16 protein-coding genes, 3 pseudogenes and 1 riboswitch are annotated in these 17,233 nt (G+C 33.8%); of the genes and pseudogenes, 7 read left to right on the forward strand and 12 right to left on the reverse strand.

What is annotated here, in order from left to right:
* Positions 1 to 8: 8 nt before the first annotated feature.
* From JJC05_RS08335 to JJC05_RS08365, 7 genes are all read right to left on the reverse strand, one after another.
* Positions 9 to 767 (reverse strand): thiazole synthase, encoded by a 759-nt coding sequence (locus tag JJC05_RS08335; protein ID WP_105195143.1) that lies wholly within the window; start codon positions 765 to 767, stop codon positions 9 to 11.
* The gene (gene thiE, locus JJC05_RS08340; protein WP_105195142.1) at positions 760 to 1,392 is read right to left on the reverse strand and encodes a thiamine phosphate synthase; all 633 of its coding nucleotides are present in this window, start codon (positions 1,390 to 1,392) and stop codon (positions 760 to 762) included. The genes JJC05_RS08335 and thiE overlap by 8 nt, the downstream gene beginning before the upstream one ends.
* Positions 1,382 to 2,134, reverse strand: a complete 753-nt coding sequence (locus JJC05_RS08345; protein WP_235877197.1) for a hydroxymethylpyrimidine/phosphomethylpyrimidine kinase — start codon at positions 2,132 to 2,134, stop codon at positions 1,382 to 1,384. The genes thiE and JJC05_RS08345 overlap by 11 nt, the downstream gene beginning before the upstream one ends.
* Positions 2,101 to 2,673: a thiamine phosphate synthase gene (locus JJC05_RS08350; protein WP_235877198.1), complete on the reverse strand. Its 573-nt coding sequence runs from the start codon at positions 2,671 to 2,673 to the stop codon at positions 2,101 to 2,103. The genes JJC05_RS08345 and JJC05_RS08350 overlap by 34 nt, the downstream gene beginning before the upstream one ends.
* A 248-nt stretch (positions 2,674 to 2,921) precedes the next feature.
* Positions 2,922 to 4,736, reverse strand: coding sequence for a phosphomethylpyrimidine synthase ThiC (gene thiC, locus JJC05_RS08355; RefSeq protein ID WP_127823413.1), 1,815 nt, complete (start codon positions 4,734 to 4,736; stop codon positions 2,922 to 2,924).
* A gap of 184 nt (positions 4,737 to 4,920) precedes the next feature.
* Entirely contained in the window at positions 4,921 to 5,073 is a 153-nt protein-coding gene (gene thiS / locus JJC05_RS08360) for a sulfur carrier protein ThiS (protein WP_258928252.1), read from the reverse strand.
* A gap of 109 nt (positions 5,074 to 5,182) precedes the next feature.
* Positions 5,183 to 5,277: riboswitch (TPP riboswitch) on the reverse strand.
* Between the two features lie 482 nt (positions 5,278 to 5,759).
* Positions 5,760 to 6,317, reverse strand: a complete 558-nt coding sequence (locus tag JJC05_RS08365) for a DNA-3-methyladenine glycosylase I (protein WP_088391027.1) — start codon at positions 6,315 to 6,317, stop codon at positions 5,760 to 5,762.
* A gap of 147 nt (positions 6,318 to 6,464) precedes the next feature.
* On the opposite strand from JJC05_RS08365, the gene JJC05_RS08370 reads away from it, so the two are divergent.
* Complete coding sequence (locus JJC05_RS08370; RefSeq protein ID WP_235877199.1) at positions 6,465 to 7,091, forward strand: thioredoxin family protein; 627 nt, start codon at positions 6,465 to 6,467, stop codon at positions 7,089 to 7,091.
* 200 nt (positions 7,092 to 7,291) lie between these two features.
* Here the strand turns inward: JJC05_RS08370 and truB are convergent.
* The 4 genes and pseudogenes from truB to JJC05_RS08390 form a co-directional block, all read right to left on the reverse strand.
* A pseudogene (gene truB, locus JJC05_RS08375) lies at positions 7,292 to 7,996 on the reverse strand (tRNA pseudouridine(55) synthase TruB).
* A gap of 7 nt (positions 7,997 to 8,003) precedes the next feature.
* Positions 8,004 to 8,812, reverse strand: a pseudogene (locus JJC05_RS08380) (undecaprenyl-diphosphate phosphatase).
* 76 nt (positions 8,813 to 8,888) lie between these two features.
* On the reverse strand, positions 8,889 to 9,119 hold the full coding sequence (locus tag JJC05_RS08385; protein ID WP_088391035.1) for a DUF3098 domain-containing protein: 231 nt from the start codon (positions 9,117 to 9,119) through the stop codon (positions 8,889 to 8,891).
* Positions 9,120 to 9,197: 78 nt separating this feature from the next.
* The gene (locus JJC05_RS08390; protein WP_088391037.1) at positions 9,198 to 10,073 is read right to left on the reverse strand and encodes a cell division protein FtsX; all 876 of its coding nucleotides are present in this window, start codon (positions 10,071 to 10,073) and stop codon (positions 9,198 to 9,200) included.
* Positions 10,074 to 10,261: 188 nt separating this feature from the next.
* On the opposite strand from JJC05_RS08390, the gene JJC05_RS17095 reads away from it, so the two are divergent.
* From JJC05_RS17095 to JJC05_RS08415, 6 genes are all read left to right on the forward strand, one after another.
* Positions 10,262 to 10,810: a hypothetical protein gene (locus tag JJC05_RS17095; RefSeq protein WP_258928259.1), complete on the forward strand. Its 549-nt coding sequence runs from the start codon at positions 10,262 to 10,264 to the stop codon at positions 10,808 to 10,810.
* Entirely contained in the window at positions 10,779 to 11,195 is a 417-nt protein-coding gene (locus tag JJC05_RS17100) for a phosphatase PAP2 family protein (protein ID WP_258928261.1), read from the forward strand. The genes JJC05_RS17095 and JJC05_RS17100 overlap by 32 nt, the downstream gene beginning before the upstream one ends.
* Before the next feature lie 7 nt (positions 11,196 to 11,202).
* Positions 11,203 to 11,808 (forward strand): phosphatase PAP2 family protein, encoded by a 606-nt coding sequence (locus tag JJC05_RS08400; protein WP_235877200.1) that lies wholly within the window; start codon positions 11,203 to 11,205, stop codon positions 11,806 to 11,808.
* Positions 11,775 to 11,951, forward strand: a complete 177-nt coding sequence (locus JJC05_RS08405; protein WP_235877201.1) for a hypothetical protein — start codon at positions 11,775 to 11,777, stop codon at positions 11,949 to 11,951. The genes JJC05_RS08400 and JJC05_RS08405 overlap by 34 nt, the downstream gene beginning before the upstream one ends.
* A gap of 57 nt (positions 11,952 to 12,008) precedes the next feature.
* Positions 12,009 to 14,873, forward strand: a complete 2,865-nt coding sequence (leuS, locus tag JJC05_RS08410) for a leucine--tRNA ligase (RefSeq protein WP_235877202.1) — start codon at positions 12,009 to 12,011, stop codon at positions 14,871 to 14,873.
* A 494-nt stretch (positions 14,874 to 15,367) separates the two neighbouring features.
* Positions 15,368 to 15,838 (forward strand): Lrp/AsnC family transcriptional regulator, encoded by a 471-nt coding sequence (locus JJC05_RS08415; RefSeq protein ID WP_088391045.1) that lies wholly within the window; start codon positions 15,368 to 15,370, stop codon positions 15,836 to 15,838.
* Between the two features lie 180 nt (positions 15,839 to 16,018).
* On the opposite strand, the pseudogene JJC05_RS08420 reads toward JJC05_RS08415, so the two are convergent.
* Positions 16,019 to 16,716 (reverse strand): annotated as a pseudogene (locus JJC05_RS08420) (zinc metallopeptidase).
* Positions 16,717 to 17,233: the final 517 nt, after the last annotated feature.

Below are 17,233 nucleotides of genomic sequence, written 5' to 3' on the forward strand. Positions count from 1 at the left end.
TTTCGGACTTATAAAAACGACGTTAACGGACTAGACGCTTCGGCTTGTGCTAGCGGATTGGCTAACTGGGCCTCAAAAGCTCTACGCCCTGCAATAACGGCTTCTTTAAATGCTTGTGCCATAGCCACTGGATTTCCAGCTACGGCAATTGCGGTATTAACTAACACAGCATCGGCACCTAGTTCCATTGCTTTAGCAGCATCAGACGGAGCACCTATACCTGCATCAATAATTACAGGTACTTTACTTTGTTCGATGATAATTTCTAAAAAATCGATAGTTCGTAGTCCTTTGTTACTTCCTATGGGAGAGCCTAAAGGCATCACGGCAGCGGTACCCACTTCTTCCAGTAATTTACATAAAACGGGGTCGGCGTGAATGTAAGGATAGACTTCAAATCCTAGTTTAGCAAGTTCTTCCGTAGCTTTTAAGGTTTCGATGGGGTCAGGAAGTAAATATTTTGGATCAGGATGAATTTCGAGTTTTACAAGATTCGTTTCCATCGCTTCGCGAGCTAATTGGGCTGCGAAAACAGCTTCTTTTGCATTTCTAGCTCCTGAAGTATTGGGTAATAATTGAATATGGGAATGGTTGAGGTGCGAAAGAATCGCATCAGTTTCGGTTTCAAAATCGACTCTTTTTAAGGCTACCGTTACTAATTCTGAACCAGAGGCTAAAATTGCTTCTTCCATTATTTGGCTAGAACCAAATTTTCCAGTGCCAACAAATAATCGGGAGTTAAAAGTGGTATTTCCTATGTTAAGCATACGTATAAAGTGTTTCGTTGAGTTGTTTTACAATTTGACTTGGTTGTGTAGCATTACAAATTAAACCAGAAACGGCTATGCCATACACTCCAATTTCTATTAGTCTAGGAAGGTCATTTTCTTCAATCCCTCCTATCGCAAAAAGAGGCTTTGATAGGTTGACTTTAGGAATTTTGTCAATTATCGATTGGTATCCTTCAAATCCTAAAATGGGACTTAATTTTTCTTTGGTGCTAGTATATCTTAGAGGTCCTAAACCTATATAATCACATTTTTCGGAAATGCGTTGCTGTACATCTTCAAGAGTATTTGCAGTACCACCTATTACTTTAGCATTGCCTAATAAATTTCTAGCTTCTTCAATACTCCCGTCAGTAAGTCCTAAATGTAAACCGTGTGCATCTATGGCTTTAGCAATGGTTTGGTAATCATTAATAGTCAATAAAGCATTGTATTGATCTGTTTCTTTTTTTATTTTTTCTGCCAATCGAAATACTTCTATTTCGGGCACATTTTTATAGCGTAATTGCACCCATTCTATTCCAGCATCAAGCGCTTTTTGAATAGAATATAATTGGGCTTCATTTGAAGTTCCTTGCGAAATAAATTGAATTTTAGGTAACATAGTAGGCTAATAAATGGGTGTTGGTGTTTAATGTTTGTTCTATAAATTGTTTGGCTTTTTTACAACTATCTAGAAGTGATTCCCCTAAAGCCAATTGTGCCGTGATGGCAGAGGATAAAATACAACCCGAACCGTGTTTGGGATATATTTTGTTAGTAGAAGGTCTCAAAATATGCATTTCATCATTTATAATCAAATAATCTGTTCCTAGTTGGGATATATTGTGTCCGCCTTTCCATAAAACCGTACTATGTTGTGCCAATAGTTTAGCTTTTTCTTGTGGAGTAATAGCTTGGGGCACTAGGATATCTAATTCATTATGATTAGGAGTGATGAGGTCAACTTGTTTCAAAATAGTTGGTAAATAATCATCAATAAGTGAAGTAAATTCATAGTTTGCCGTAGCTTTCAAAACAGGATCCCAAACAATTTTAGCTTTTGGCCACAAAAGTTTTATGGTTTTTAGATAAGTATCCAATGTTTCTAAGCTTGGAATAATTCCAATTTTCACTGCTTGTACTTCATATTGTTCCGCAAGATGGTTAAGACTATCAATTACCCAAGAAGCATCTATCCACTCCATTTTGAGAAAGGTGTCTTCCGTTTGAATCGTATTGCCAGTCATCACAGCTAAGCCATATACCTGATGCATTTCAAATGTTTTAACATCAGCAAGAACACCCGCTCCAGCTGAAGGATCAAAGCCCGCTAGGCTGAGTACGAAAGGACGATGTTTTGACATTTTTTCCATTGTTCTATAGGATTAGGATGTAACCAAATGGCACCTAACAAGGCAACACTATCAAAATGCGGAAGCAGTTGACTTATATTTTTTTCTGTAATACCACCCAAAGCTATTAGTTGGGTGTTAAAATTTGTACGTTGAGCAATTTGATGAAGAATCTCAGGATGGTGATAATTAGCTTTTGAAAGGCTAGGAAAGACCGGACTCAAAAAGGCATAATGATATGCTGAATCAAGTTCATTAAATTCTGAAATACTATGCGTCGAGGTGGATAAACTTTTTGTAGTTGGAACAAGAAAACTTCTGTTATGACTAGTTTGATGGATTCCTTTCAACCCGTATTCATTTACTAATTCAGGATAGTAAACGACACAAAAAGGATGAAAAGCGGAGTTAATTTTATCTAGATATGCTTTTGTTTCTTGCAAAGTATAGTTCGGTTTTCTGATGTGAAAATGAGTAAGCCCTGCCTCAAATAGTTGATGCAGGGTTTGGATTTCATTTTCTATAGTATGTTCTGTTGATAGTAGCATCATTTTTTGGTTCACTAAGTTTTTGCGAGCTTAGCGGTTAGGTTCACTAAGTTTCACAAAGTTTTTGCACAGAGTCACACAAAGTTTTTGCGAGCTTAACGGTTAGGTTCACTAAGTCTCACAAAGTTTTTCACTACGTCTCACAAAGCTTTTTTTGCGCCTTTTGCGATTAGCTTCACAAAGTTTCTCAATTTTTTTGCGAGCTTTGCGTAAACCTTTGCGTACTTTGCGGTTAGGTTCACAAATAAAAATTAGACATAAATCTCTTTACCGTTTTCAATAAATTCTTCCGATTTAGCTTTAAGTCCTTCTTCGACAGCAGTATCTCTAATTTCTTGTGAAATTTTCATTGAACAGAATTTAGGACCACACATCGAGCAGAAGTGTGCTACTTTAGCCGCATCTGCAGGAAGTGTTTCGTCGTGGAATTCACGTGCTGTATCAGGATCTAAAGAAAGGTTGAATTGATCTTCCCAACGGAATTCAAATCGGGCTTTGCTTAACGCATTATCACGGTATTGCGCTCCTGGGTGACCTTTTGCTAAATCGGCAGCGTGTGCAGCAATTTTATACGTGATTACGCCATCTTTTACATCTTTTTTATTTGGTAAACCCAAATGTTCTTTTGGTGTAACATAACATAGCATTGCACAGCCAAACCAACCAATCATTGCCGCACCAATCCCCGATGTGATATGGTCGTAACCCGGTGCAATATCTGTAGTTAATGGTCCTAATGTATAAAAAGGAGCCTCGGAACAACATTCTAATTGTTTTTCCATATTTTCCTTAATCAAATGCATAGGTACGTGACCGGGACCTTCAATAAATACTTGCACATCGTGTTTCCAAGCAATTTTTGTCAATTCACCCAAGGTTTCTAATTCGGCAAATTGTGCCGCATCATTGGCATCAGCAATTGAACCGGGACGTAAGCCGTCACCCAAAGAAAAGGCTACGTCATACTGTTTTAATATTTGGCAAATGTCTTCAAAATGTGTGTATAAGAAATTTTCTTTGTGATGAAATAAACACCATTTTGCCATAATAGAACCACCACGAGAAACAATACCAGTTACCCTATTTGCTGTTAAATGAATATAACGCAATAAAACCCCAGCGTGTATGGTAAAATAGGAAACTCCTTGTTCACATTGTTCTATTAAAGTATCACGGAAAATTTCCCAAGTCAAGTCTTCAGCCACCCCTTTTACTTTTTCTAAGGCTTGGTAAATAGGCACAGTCCCTATAGGCACAGGTGAATTTCTAATGATCCATTCGCGGGTTTCGTGTATGTTTTTACCAGTTGATAAATCCATAATGGTATCCGCTCCCCAGCGACAAGCCCAAACGGCTTTTTCAACTTCTTCTTCAATACTAGAAGTCACCGCACTATTACCAATATTAGCATTGATTTTTACTAGAAAATTACGCCCTATAATCATAGGTTCACTTTCTGGATGATTGATATTATTTGGAATTACCGCTCTCCCAGCAGCAACTTCACTACGAACAAATTCGGCTGTAATTTTGCTTTTGGGAGTTCTTGCACCAAAACTTTCCCCAGCGTGCTGATGACACATTGCTTTTTGTGCCGTTTCTAATTGTTCTATACGTTGGTTTTCACGGATAGCAATGTATTCCATTTCAGGCGTGATGATACCTTGTTTTGCGTAGTATAGTTGGGTTACATTAGCACCTTCTTTGGCACGCATAGGTTGGTGCAGATATTCAAAACGCAAATGATCTAATTTTTCATCGGCTAAACGTTGTTTTCCATAATCTGAACTTAATTCATCTAAAATTTCGACATCATTTCTATCTAAAATCCATTGCTCACGCAAACGAGGTAATCCTTTGCGGACATCAATTTCGATAGCAGGATCTGTATAAGCACCAGAAGTATCATAAACCGTTACGGGCGGATTTTGTTCTACTTGTCCGTTTGTCAGTTTGGTATCTGATAATGTTATTTCACGCATAGCGACCTGAATGTCGTGCATTTCTCCTTGAATGTACACCTTTTTCGAATTAGGAAAAGGTGCTCTTGTGATTGTATTTTCCATATATTTTTAGTTTAAAGTTTCAGTCCCGAAGCTTCGTGATAAAGTTTCAGGTTTCAAGTTTCAGGTTTGAGGCTGAGGTCTCATAAAGTAAGTTTACAGAAAGTTTAGTTGAAAACTTTATTAACGAGTAGATTTATTAGACTACAGTTTATAAACTAAAAAAACTTGAAACCTGAAACAAAAATTACCCCCCTTGCGTAGCTTTAATGATGATTATTTTTTGATTAGAGTGTACAGTAGTGTTTTCCCATTGCGATCTAGGGATAACTTGTTGGTCAATAGCGATCGCAATACCTTTTTGTTTATTAGGTAATTCGATATCGAGGAGTTGCTGCACGGTTAGCGCATCATTCTCAAATATTTTTTTTCTTGATTAATTATAAGTTCCATTCCATATTGTTTTAAAACTTTAGGAATGGCTACACGTACAGCTAATAATACTATACAAGAAGTCATTTACTTTTCCCTACGCTAGTATGAACTAGATCAGGTTCAAAGGGTAAAATCTCAGCCTGCTATGCAGACACCCCTAAAGTGTGTAGCAAAGATAGAATAAAATTGTTTTAGGGATAAAAAAATTAAATTTTTATCAGGGCATTCGCTTTTAACCCAAATTACGCATTAGACCCGAGCGTAGCGAATAGACGAAGTAAATCTATTCCACTTTATTTTTCTTCCAATTCAAGCACGTACTCAAATTTTAATCATCAAAATAGTTCACTATTTCTTCTTCTAAAATTTTCCGTGAGCACTTGAATTTATTGAAAAATTTTGTTTCACAACGAAGTCTAATGCGTAATCTGGGTTTAAAACATTTAAAAAAATGGAAGAAATAACCACAGATACACAGATTCTATAATTCCGCTTTGCGGAAATAAATATTAAAAGATTATTTTTTATAGGTTATTTTAATCTGTGCATCTGTGGTTGTTTTTTAAATACGATCCGTAATTTTAGAATAAAATTTGTTTCTAAGAACTTTAAAAACGTAATTCTGCGCACTAAAATACTGATTACTAAAAACTATTCCCTCTTCCAACAATCTTCCACGTGGTCATTTACCATTCCTGTTGCCTGCATGTGTGCATACACAACGGTTGAGCCCACAAACTTGAATCCACGTTTTTTTAGATCTTTACTTAATTTGTCAGATATTTCAGTCGTAGCAGGAACATCATTTAATGTTTTGGGGTTATTGTCTATAGGTTTACCATCAACGAAACCCCAGATGTATTTTGAAAAAGTTCCAAATTCTTCTCTGATTTTAATAAAAGCTTGCGCATTTGTTACTGTTGCTTTTATTTTAAGCTTATTTCTAACAATACCAGAATCTTCTGCTAACAATTCTAATTTTTTTGGACTATATTGTGCTATCTTTTCAAAATCAAAATTATTAAAGGCTTTTCTAAAATTTTCTCTTTTGCTAAGAATGGTATACCAACTTAAACCTGCTTGAAAAGTTTCTAATACTAAAAATTCAAAAATTGTTTCATCATCATAAATTGGGTTACCCCATTCATTATCATGGTAGTTACGATATAAATTATCTTTTTCACACCAGCTACAACGTTTTTTTTTCATATTATGTAATTTTTATTACAAAAAAAGTAATTTTTTATATATAAATTTACGTATTAATGATGTATATCTATTGTACTATAACTTAATATTTTTATTATAAAATAATAATTTCGTAAAACCTAAAAAACACACAAACTATTAACTATTATGAAAGCAGAAATTATCCAAGGCCTATTGAATAGTTATACCTATTCAGAGTATAGAAAATCAGTAGCTGACTTATTAGTTCAAGGGAAGTCTTCAGGTAATGATCAGTCGGAAGATCATTTATATTATAGTCAATTGAATCAAACTCGTATGAATCGTTTAGATAAAACTTTACAGATTCCAGAGGATGTTTTTAATAATATAAATAAAATAAAAAAAGAATATACTTGGTTAGTATTAGCAGAAGGATGGTGTGGTGATGTTGCTCAGATAGCGCCTATTTTGTCTAAAATAAGTTCCGTAACGGATAAAATTAATTTACGTTTTGTATTTAGAGATGCAAATGATCCTTTAATGAATTGTTTTTTAACTAATGATGCGCGTGCCATACCTAAACTCATTATTCTAGATAATGAAGATTATGAATTAAAAGCAACCCGGGGACCTCGACCTGAAGGAGCTACTAATCTTATAAAAAGTTATAAGGCACAATATGGAGTAGTAGATCAAACCGCAAAAAAAGAGTTACAACTTTGGTATCTACATGATAAAGGAAAAAGCACAATGGAGGAGCTGATATCCATCATGATGCGTATAGAAGAATCCGTAAATAAAATCTATAATTAAAATTTTAAAAAATAGTCATCCGAAAAAATAACGTAAATGTTTGTCACTTTCATTATAATAAAAGTGACAAACTGCGTTATGTCATCTTATTTTGATAAATCTTATTCTAATTTTTATAGGAGTGATTAATGTAACGAAATTATTTTTTAAAAGTAAATCCAACATTTTTTACTGGGATTTCTTTGCATTGATTAGTAAACCTAAAATTGGTTGTTAGGAATTAATTCTGAAAAAAAATCAGGTGTTAATGCTTTTTCTACTGAAAAAGAGCCACTTTTTGTACGTCGTAAAAGCAGACAGATGTCCTCCAGATTGTAAGGCCTGACCTAAATCATAAGCTAAAGAACGAATGTAAGTACCTTTACTACAGCTAACTCTAAAATCAATTTCTGGTAATTCTATTCGAGTAATTTCAAATTCGTAAATGGTAGTCTTACGTGCTTCAATTTCTATTTCTTGACCAGCTCGAGCGTGTTCATATAAGCGTTTTCCATCCTTTTTAAGGCAGAAAAAACAGGAGGTTTTTGATTTATTTCGCCTATAAATTGTTTAACTGTTTCTGTTATAAGTAGTGGTGTAATATGATCAATAGGAAAAGTAGCATTTATGGGAGTCTCTAAATCGTAAGAAGGTGTTGTGGCTCCTAATTGTATAGTTCCAGTATATTCTTTAATCTGTCCCATTAGTTCAGGAATCCTTTTAGTATATTTTCCTGTACAAACAATTAGTAATCCTGTAGCTAACGGATCTAACGTTCCTGCATGACCAATTTTGAATTTTTTAGGTAAATCCAAACGATTTTTCAATACGTACTTCAGTTTATTAACAGCCTGAAAGGAACTCCAAGTTAAAGGTTTGTCTATCAGTAAAATTTGTCCGTTTAGTATATCTTCTTTTGTGTACAAAATGTTATTATTTATTAAAAGAAAAATAGATTAATAATAATGTGCCTGCAATAATACGATACCATCCCCAAGGTTTAAAACCGTATTTTTTAATAATACCTATAAAAAGTTTAATAGCTAATACAGCTACTAAAAAGGCTACAATATTTCCTACTACGAACATTGTGATGGTCTCTTTTGACTGTAAAATTAATTCAAATCCTTTCATCTGACTATGTTCATACGTTTTTAAAAATACAGTGTAACAGGTTACAGCTAACATAGTAGGAACGGCTAAAAAGAAAGAAAATTCAGCGGCTACATGACGCGTAAGTCCTTGTTGCATACCTCCAATTATAGAAGCAGCGCTTCTGCTAGTACCGGGCATCATAGCCAAACACTGCCAAAAACCGATGGTTACGGCTTTTTTAATAGAAAGATCTTCTTCTGAAGTAATTTGAGGATTTTGAAAAAAACGATCAATAAATAATAAAATAATACCTCCTAGAATGAGTACAAAAGCAATTGGAACTGGTTTTTCTAAAACAGCCTCTATTTTGTCATCAAAAAGCTTACCCAATATCAGGGCGGGAATAACTGCCGCTGTTAATTTGATATAGAAATTCCATTTAGTAAAATCAAAAATTTTTTCCAATACAAAAAGACGACTGCTAGAATAGCACCAAATTGTATTGAAACTTGAAAGAGTTTTACAAAATCATCTTCTTGAATCCCAAAAAAAGAGCTTGTAAAAATCATGTGAGCGGTAGAGGAAACAGGTAAGTACTCTGTCAAACCTTCTATTATAGCTATAATAATTGCTTTAAGTAAATCCATATTTACATTGAGGATTGGTAAAGTATGAAGGCTTAATTAGTTCGATTAGAGCCCCTTCATAAATTACTGCTTTGTTTTATTTGTCTTGTTTAAAAATGGAATAGATAACCACACCAAAGCCTGCTAAAATAACAGTTGGTGCTAATCTGATTCTTCTAAAACTGAAAATTTCAGGATTAAAAACTGCAGGGTCATCACTACCTCCGCCGGCCATTAGTATAAAACCTAAAACAATAACGGCAATACCTATAAGTAAAAATTTATAATTTACTTTATCAAAAAGAAATTCGTGTTTTTTATTTTCCATAAAAATAATAGCATTCAAATTTTAGATTTCAGGATGAACAGTTTACGTATAAATCCTACAATCTATCATCTAAAAAGATTAATATAAATCGTCTGTTCTTAAATTTAAAAAACGTTGTGTGGCAAAATAAGTACTTAACCAAGTAATTAAAACACCAATTCCAAATACACTTAATAGTATGAAAATTATGGAAACCATATCATTAAATACACCTAAAGTTGGCCAAATATTATCTATGTAAAATAACACACCCAATAGTGCTATGATGGCCACACCAGCTCCTATCATGCCTAATTTTACACTTCTCATTATAAAAGGTTTTCTTATAAAAGCTTTAGTTGCTCCAACCATTTGCATTGTTTTGATAATAAATCGGTTAGCATAGATAGACAAGCGTAAAGAACTATTAATTAATAAAACAGCCACTACCGTTAAAAAACCACTTATTATAAGAATCCACATACTGGCTTTTTTAACATTTTCATTCACCATTTTCACTAATTGTTTATCATAAAAAATATCTGCTACTAAAGGATTTTCTCTTAGTTTACGTTCAATTTTTGCTACGCTATCATTTTCAACATAGTCGGCACGTAAATGAATATCAAAAGAATTTTTTAGAGGATTCATGCCTAAGAATTCCGTAAAATTTTCGCCTAATGTTTTTTCGTGTTCTTTAGCAGCTTGCTCTTTTGATATAAAAACATAATCTTTAGCAAACTTAGCTTCCTTAAGCATTTCGCCATATTTTGTTAAAGTGGTATCCTTAGCATCATCTTTGAAAAAAACAGTCATTGTAATTCCTTCTTTGAAATCATTAGACAATTTTTTGGCATTAACGATGAATAATGCTAACAATCCTAACATAAAAAGTACTAAACCTACACTTAATATCACTGAAAAATACGATGTAATTAATCGGCGTTTTTGAAACTTATCAAAAGATGAACTCATACAGTATATTTATTTGGGGTAAAAATAACAAAGATTTTCTTTATGTAAAGTTAATAATGCGCAAAGTTTCCACTTTCTTATAATAAATGTAAATTTGCACAAATCTTAAATAAAAAGAGTTGAAAAAAATAGCTTTTTACTGTTGTTTGCTATTAAATTGGGGTTTATTTAGTCAAACAAATGATACCTTGATAGCAATCAAAACCGATAAACTTGAAACAAAAGACAAAACACAATCCTATCCAATTGATTTTAACACTAGTCGAATTTATAATAAGCCTCGAATTTTAGACGCTATTACCTTTTTACCAAAAGATTTTATCACGACGAGTAAAGACTTTGTAGCTAAAGATCATGCTTGGTATTTAGGTGGAGCGGTTGCAGGTACTGCTGTTTTAGTTCCTTTTGATCAATCTATTACCAATTCATCGCGTGAATTTTCTGATCGTATAGGATTAAGTTCTAACAATACATACGGTAAGTTTGGTCCCTTACAAAATATTCCTAAGAATTTAGGAGCAGGTCTTTATTTAATTGGGAATGGTACCACTGTTATTTTATTAACTGCTGGATTTACAACTTTTGGTTTACTGAGTAATGATTATAGAGCTTTGTCAACAGCTAGTGGATTGATTGAAAGTTTAGCCTTATCAGGTGTATATGTTCAATTTTTAAAACGCGTTACAGGACGAGAAAGCCCATTTATTGCGCGCGAAAATGGCAACCCCCGGTGGTGATTGGAATCCTTTTCCTAGTTTTTCAGCTTATGCAAAATCTACACCACATTATGATGCTATGCCTTCAGGACATCTCACCACAATTATGTCGGCCTTAACTGTAATTACAACTAATTATCCAGACTATAAATGGATTAAACCTGTTGGATATACGCTAATAGCAGGTATGTGTTTTCAAATGGTTCAAAGTGAAGTACATTGGATTTCTGATTATCCTTTAGCGTTACTGATCGGATATTTTTCAGGTAAAAATATTGCTAAAAGAAGATTTAAAGATGTTAACAATAATATAGGACTACAACTTAATAAACCTAAATATGAAATGAATATAATAGGTTCTAATACACCCCATTTTAAAACATTAGGATTATCCATTACTTTTTAGATAGATTATGAAAAAACAAAAATTGATTTATTTATTATTAGTTAGTTATATCTGTGCCTTTTCTGGTTTTGCACAAATAACAGATACAATACATGAAAAAAACCAAAAGGATATTTTGAGTGTAAAAAAAATGATTATTCCAGCTACATTAATAACATCAGGTATTATCTTACGTACACCTGCTTGGCGTAATCAATTATTAGATTTTAAAAACCAATTATTTGGAGCTTCTTTTAGTACGAAAGTAGACGATTATATACAGTATATTCCTATTATTCAAACCTTAGGAGGTAAAAGCATAGGTATTGAAAGTAAGCACGGATATAAACAAATGATTACCAATCAAATTATTTCGAATGCTATTAGTGCTGCTGTTGTACACGGACTAAAAAATTCTGTTAAAGATTTGCGTCCTGATGGTTCTGCCAATAATTCATTTCCTTCAGGGCATGCAGCAACTGCTTTCACTAATGCTATGATTCAATATTTAGAATATAAAGATTCTAACAAATGGTATGCTGCTTCTGGTTTTTTATTTGCAACGGCTACAGGAGTCTTAAGAGTTGCTAATACGCGTCATTGGCAGGCGATGTTGCTGCGGGCGCAGGAATAGGAATGGCATCTGCCATTGTAGTACATTATTGGAGTCCTTTTAGATGGGATCAAGCAAAAAAAGATAAAAGAATGAGCTATATTGCTTATCCTATTTTAAATGAAAAAGCGTATGGTTTAGGTTTTATTGGAAAGCTTAATTAAAGCTTGTATTATTTTAAAAAAATCATTAGGTATCACTCCAAATAAATAAAAATAAAGATGAAATATTTTCACAACGAAATTGAAGCCAAATGGCAAAAGTACTGGGCAGACCATAAAACATTTGCTGCATCAAATAATTCAGACAAACCTAAATACTACGTACTCGATATGTTTCCATATCCATCAGGAGCTGGATTACATGTAGGACATCCGTTGGGCTATATTGCTTCAGATATTGTCGCACGTTATAAACGTCATCAGGGATACAATGTATTACACCCACAAGGATATGATTCTTTTGGTTTACCAGCAGAACAATATGCCATTCAAACAGGTCAACATCCTGAAAAAACAACACTTGAAAATATTACTCGTTATCGTGAACAATTAGATAAAATTGGTTTTTCATTTGATTGGGAGCGTGAAGTACGTACTTCTAATCCAGATTACTATAAACACACCCAATGGATTTTTATTCAATTATTCAATTCGTGGTATAATAAGAATACAGATAAGGCGGAAGCTATTTCAACTTTAGTTTCTGTTTTTGAAAAAGAAGGAAATAATAAGATAAATGCAGTTTGCGATGATAACATTACTGTGTTTACGGCTAATGAATGGAAATCTTATACATTAGAAGAACAACAAAAAATCTTATTACAATATAGATTAACCTATTTAGCCGAAACTGAGGTAAACTGGTGTCCTGCTTTAGGAACAGTATTAGCCAATGACGAAATTGTAAATGGTGTTTCAGAACGTGGTGGTCACCCAGTAATTCGTAAAAAAATGACCCAATGGTCGATGCGAATTTCGGCGTATGCAGAACGATTATTGCAAGGTTTGGATACCATCGATTGGACAGAATCGTTGAAAGAATCACAACGTAACTGGATTGGAAAATCAGTTGGTGCTTCTGTCTCGTTCAAAGTTCTTCCAACTTCCAACTTCCAACTCCCAGCTACAATTGAAGTATTCACTACTCGCCCTGATACGATTTTCGGGGTGACGTTTATGACATTGGCACCAGAGCACGAATTGGTAGCAAAAATTACCACTCCAAAGCAAAAAGCTGCCGTAGATGCGTATATCGAAGCAACAGCAAAACGTTCAGAAAGAGAACGTATGGCGGATGTGAAAACTATTTCTGGGGTATTTACGGGTGCCTATGCAGAACATCCATTTACTAAAGAACCAATTCCAATTTGGATTGGCGATTATGTATTGGCTGGATATGGAACGGGAGCGGTTATGGCGGTTCCTTGTGGGGATGAACGTGATTATGCGTTTGCAAATTTCTTCAAAGGAGCGAATGGAATGCCAGCTATTAAAAATATTTTCAATCAAGATATTTCTGAAGCAGCTTACGGCGAAAAAGGTGGTTTCGAATTGGTTGATTCTGATTTCTTAAACGGATTGGATTACAAAAACGGAACGAAAAAAGTAATCGAAGAATTAGAAAAAATAGGAGCAGGAAAAGCCAAAGTAAATTACCGTTTACGCGATGCGGTATTCTCACGTCAACGTTATTGGGGAGAACCATTTCCAGTATATTATGTGAATGGCATGCCTCAAATGATTGATTCAAAACATTTACCAATTGTATTGCCAGAAGTAGAAAAATACTTACCAACAGAGGACGGACAACCACCACTTGGTAATGCTAAAGAATGGTATTGGAACCCAACTTTAGGTAAAGTGGTTTCCCCTCCGAAGGAGGGGTCAGGGGAGGCTTATCCTTTAGAACTAAATACCATGCCGGGTTGGGCAGGTTCGTCTTGGTACTGGATGCGTTATATGGATGCTGCTAACGAAAATGAATTTGCAAGTCAAGAAGCTTTACAATATTGGGAAAATGTCGATTTATACATCGGTGGAAGCGAACACGCTACAGGTCACTTATTGTATGCTCGTTTTTGGAACAAATTCTTAAAAGATAGAGGTTTCGCTCCAACGGAAGAACCGTTCAAAAAATTGATTAATCAGGGAATGATTTTAGGGATGAGTGCCTTTGTATATAGAAGTGAGGATTCAAAAACATTCTATTCAAAAGGATTGATTAAAAACAAAAATATATATCCTATTCACGTTGATTTATCTTGCATCAATGATATTACCAATGAATTAGATATAGAAAAATTCAAAGCACATCCTTTATATTCGGATTATGTAAATGCAGAATTCATTTTAGAAGACGGTAAATACATTGTAGGACGCGAAGTCGAAAAAATGTCGAAATCGAAATACAACGTAGTCAATCCAGATGATATTTGTAACGAATACGGAGCAGATACACTACGTTTATATGAAATGTTCTTAGGGCCATTAGAGCAAGCAAAACCTTGGAATACAGCTGGTATTACAGGTGTTTACGGTTTCTTGAAAAAATTATGGAAATTATACCATACAGGTCCAGACGATAGTTTTTACGTTTCTGACGCCCCTCCTTCGGAGGGCTCGGGGGAGGCTTTTAAATCGTTACATAAAACCATTAAAAAAGTAACGGAAGATATTGAGAATTTCTCTTTCAATACTTCGGTGTCACAGTTTATGATTTGTGTGAACGAATTGTCACAGCAAAAATGCAATCACCGTGCCATTCTTGAGCCTTTAGCGGTGTTGGTTTCGCCTTATGCGCCACATATTGCAGAGGAATTATGGAGTGCATTAGGACACGAAGGGTCAATTGCTACCGTTGCTTTTCCTCAATTTGAAGAAAAGTATTTAGTAGAAAGCGAGAAAGAATATCCAGTATCTTTCAATGGGAAAATGCGTTTCACGATTAAGTTACCTTTAGATTTAACCAAGGAGCAAATCGAAGAAATTGTAATGGCAGATGAGCGTACACAAAATCAATTACAAGGTAAAACTCCTAATAAGGTAATTATCGTTCCTGGTAAAATTATTAATTTAGTGGGATAGCTTCTAAAAGCTATTTTAAAATAAAATGCTACTTAGGTTTATAATTAAATAAAAGTTTATATCAAAAAATAGAACCCCGAAAAGCTCAAAAAGAGTTAAAACGGGGTTTTTATTAAATCCAAATTCCATCATGACTCGAACGAAGTGAATTGGAGGAAGCCAATCTATTCCTCTTTATTTTTCTTTCAATTCAAGCACGTACTCCCATTTTAAGTATCAACAGGTTTCCTCTTTCTTCTTCTAAAATTTCCTGTGAGTACTTGAATTTGTTGATTTTTTTGTTTCAAAACGAAGTCTAATACGGAATCTGAATTTAATTCAGATTATGTAATAGATTATATAGTGTGTAAAAAGGCTCACCTATTTTTTATTACTTTCGTTTCAACCCAGTCTTATCAATCATCTTTCCTCTTAATTTTTCAACAAGAGAATAATATTCTTTTTTTTGTTTTATTTAGAAACAAAAGTTAACTTTCGATTTCATTTTTAAACTAATGCGAGTAAATCATTTACAAATTGAAATTGACGGTATAGACAAAGAAATCTTACGTTTTTTAATGGAAGATGCTCGTAAACCTATTTTACAAATTGCGAATAAAATAGGAATTTCGGGAGCTGCTATTCATCAGAGGTTAAGAAAATTAGAAGAGGCCAAGGTTATTTCTGGTTCAAAATTCATTGTTAATACAAAAGTTTTAGGATATAGTACTATGGCATTTGTAGGGATCTATTTAGATCGTGCTGCTCGAAATTCAGAAGCGGTTAAAGAATTAAGTAAAATACCCGAGGTATTAGAATGTCATTATACTACAGGTAATTGGAGTATTTTAATAAAAATGATTTGTCGTGATAATGAACATTTAATGCAATTACTAAATAGTAAAATTCAATCTATAGAAGGGGTTTCTAGAACCGAAACTTTTATATCATTAGATCAACAAATAGAAAGACAAATACAATTATAATTTATTTTTAAAAGAAAACCTTAAAAAGGGATTCAAAAAGTCCGTGATTTTGTTATCCTCGCCACAAGGAAAAATCATATATTGATCATAATTTTCCTATTATCGGATTGACAAACTAAATATTCGATCTTTCCTTTATGAATCTCTCTTTAAGGCTATTTGTTAGTTCAGTTATAAAGATTAATCTCTTCTGCCAAAAACTTGCATTGCCCAATAAAGCATAGAAGCAACCGCACCAATAGCAGCAACTAAATATGTACGAGCTGCCCATTTTAAAGAATCTTCTGCTCCTGCATATTCTTGCTGACTTACCATATTTTTATTTTTTAGCCATGCTAATGCTCGATTACTTGCATCATATTCTACAGGTAATGTAATCAGTGAAAAAGCAGTTGCTATGGTCATTAGGGCTAAACCTATTAGAGCTACAATATATCCTATAGACAACCCTTTTGAGGCAACTCCTAAAATTAACCCTCCCATAATTAACCATTGTGATAACGAAGATGAAACGTTTACCATAGGTACCATTTTAGAGCGCATTGTTAGCCAACTATATGCCGTAGCATGTTGTACAGCATGACCACATTCATGCGCTGCTACAGCTGCCGCAGCTGCATTTCTTTGATTATACACCGCTTCTGATAAATTTACCGTTTTATCTGCGGGATTATAATGATCTGTTAATCGACCGGCGTTGAAATTACTTTTACATCGTAAATACCATGGTCATGCAGCATTTTTTCTGCAATTTCGGCACCACTTAATCCATTTCGTAAATGTACTTTTGAATAATGATCAAATTTATTTTGTAAACGATTACTTACCAACCAGCTTACTAGCGCAATACCTCCAAGTAAAATATAATATCCTATCATAATTTCATTTTTTTGATAAAACTACAAATTTTAAGCCATTTTACATAAATGTCAATTTGACATTTATTTACATATAGTAATAAATGTTATTAACTCTAATTTTTCGTAATAGATAAACATTTATTTTGTTACTCTATAGTATTTTGATACTTTTTATTTTCTCTTTTATCTATTTCAATACTATTTGAGTTTCTTGTAGAGATAGTAATCAATTTTGTCATTAGGAAGAATATATTGACTCATTTTAGTCTCATTTCTTTGAGAAGTTTGATATACTTTTTTACCTTTAGAGTTCCAATCTGACTCAATTGTAAAAGATTTTTTTTAGTAAATCAAAAAATAGAAGGATCAACTGTTGTACTATGAACCCTGACAAAATTTGACTTGATAAACGCGATGGTGATTTTTTGGAGTGACAAACTGGGACTTTGACTTGGATTATAGGAGTCCTCCTTTTGTCTGAGTAACAAATGAGGTGTTAAATTACGCCTTTGTCCCCCAGATCTCCAAGAAAAAA

It is taken from the genome of Flavobacterium davisii (genome assembly GCF_019565505.1).
Classification (GTDB): domain Bacteria; phylum Bacteroidota; class Bacteroidia; order Flavobacteriales; family Flavobacteriaceae; genus Flavobacterium; species Flavobacterium davisii.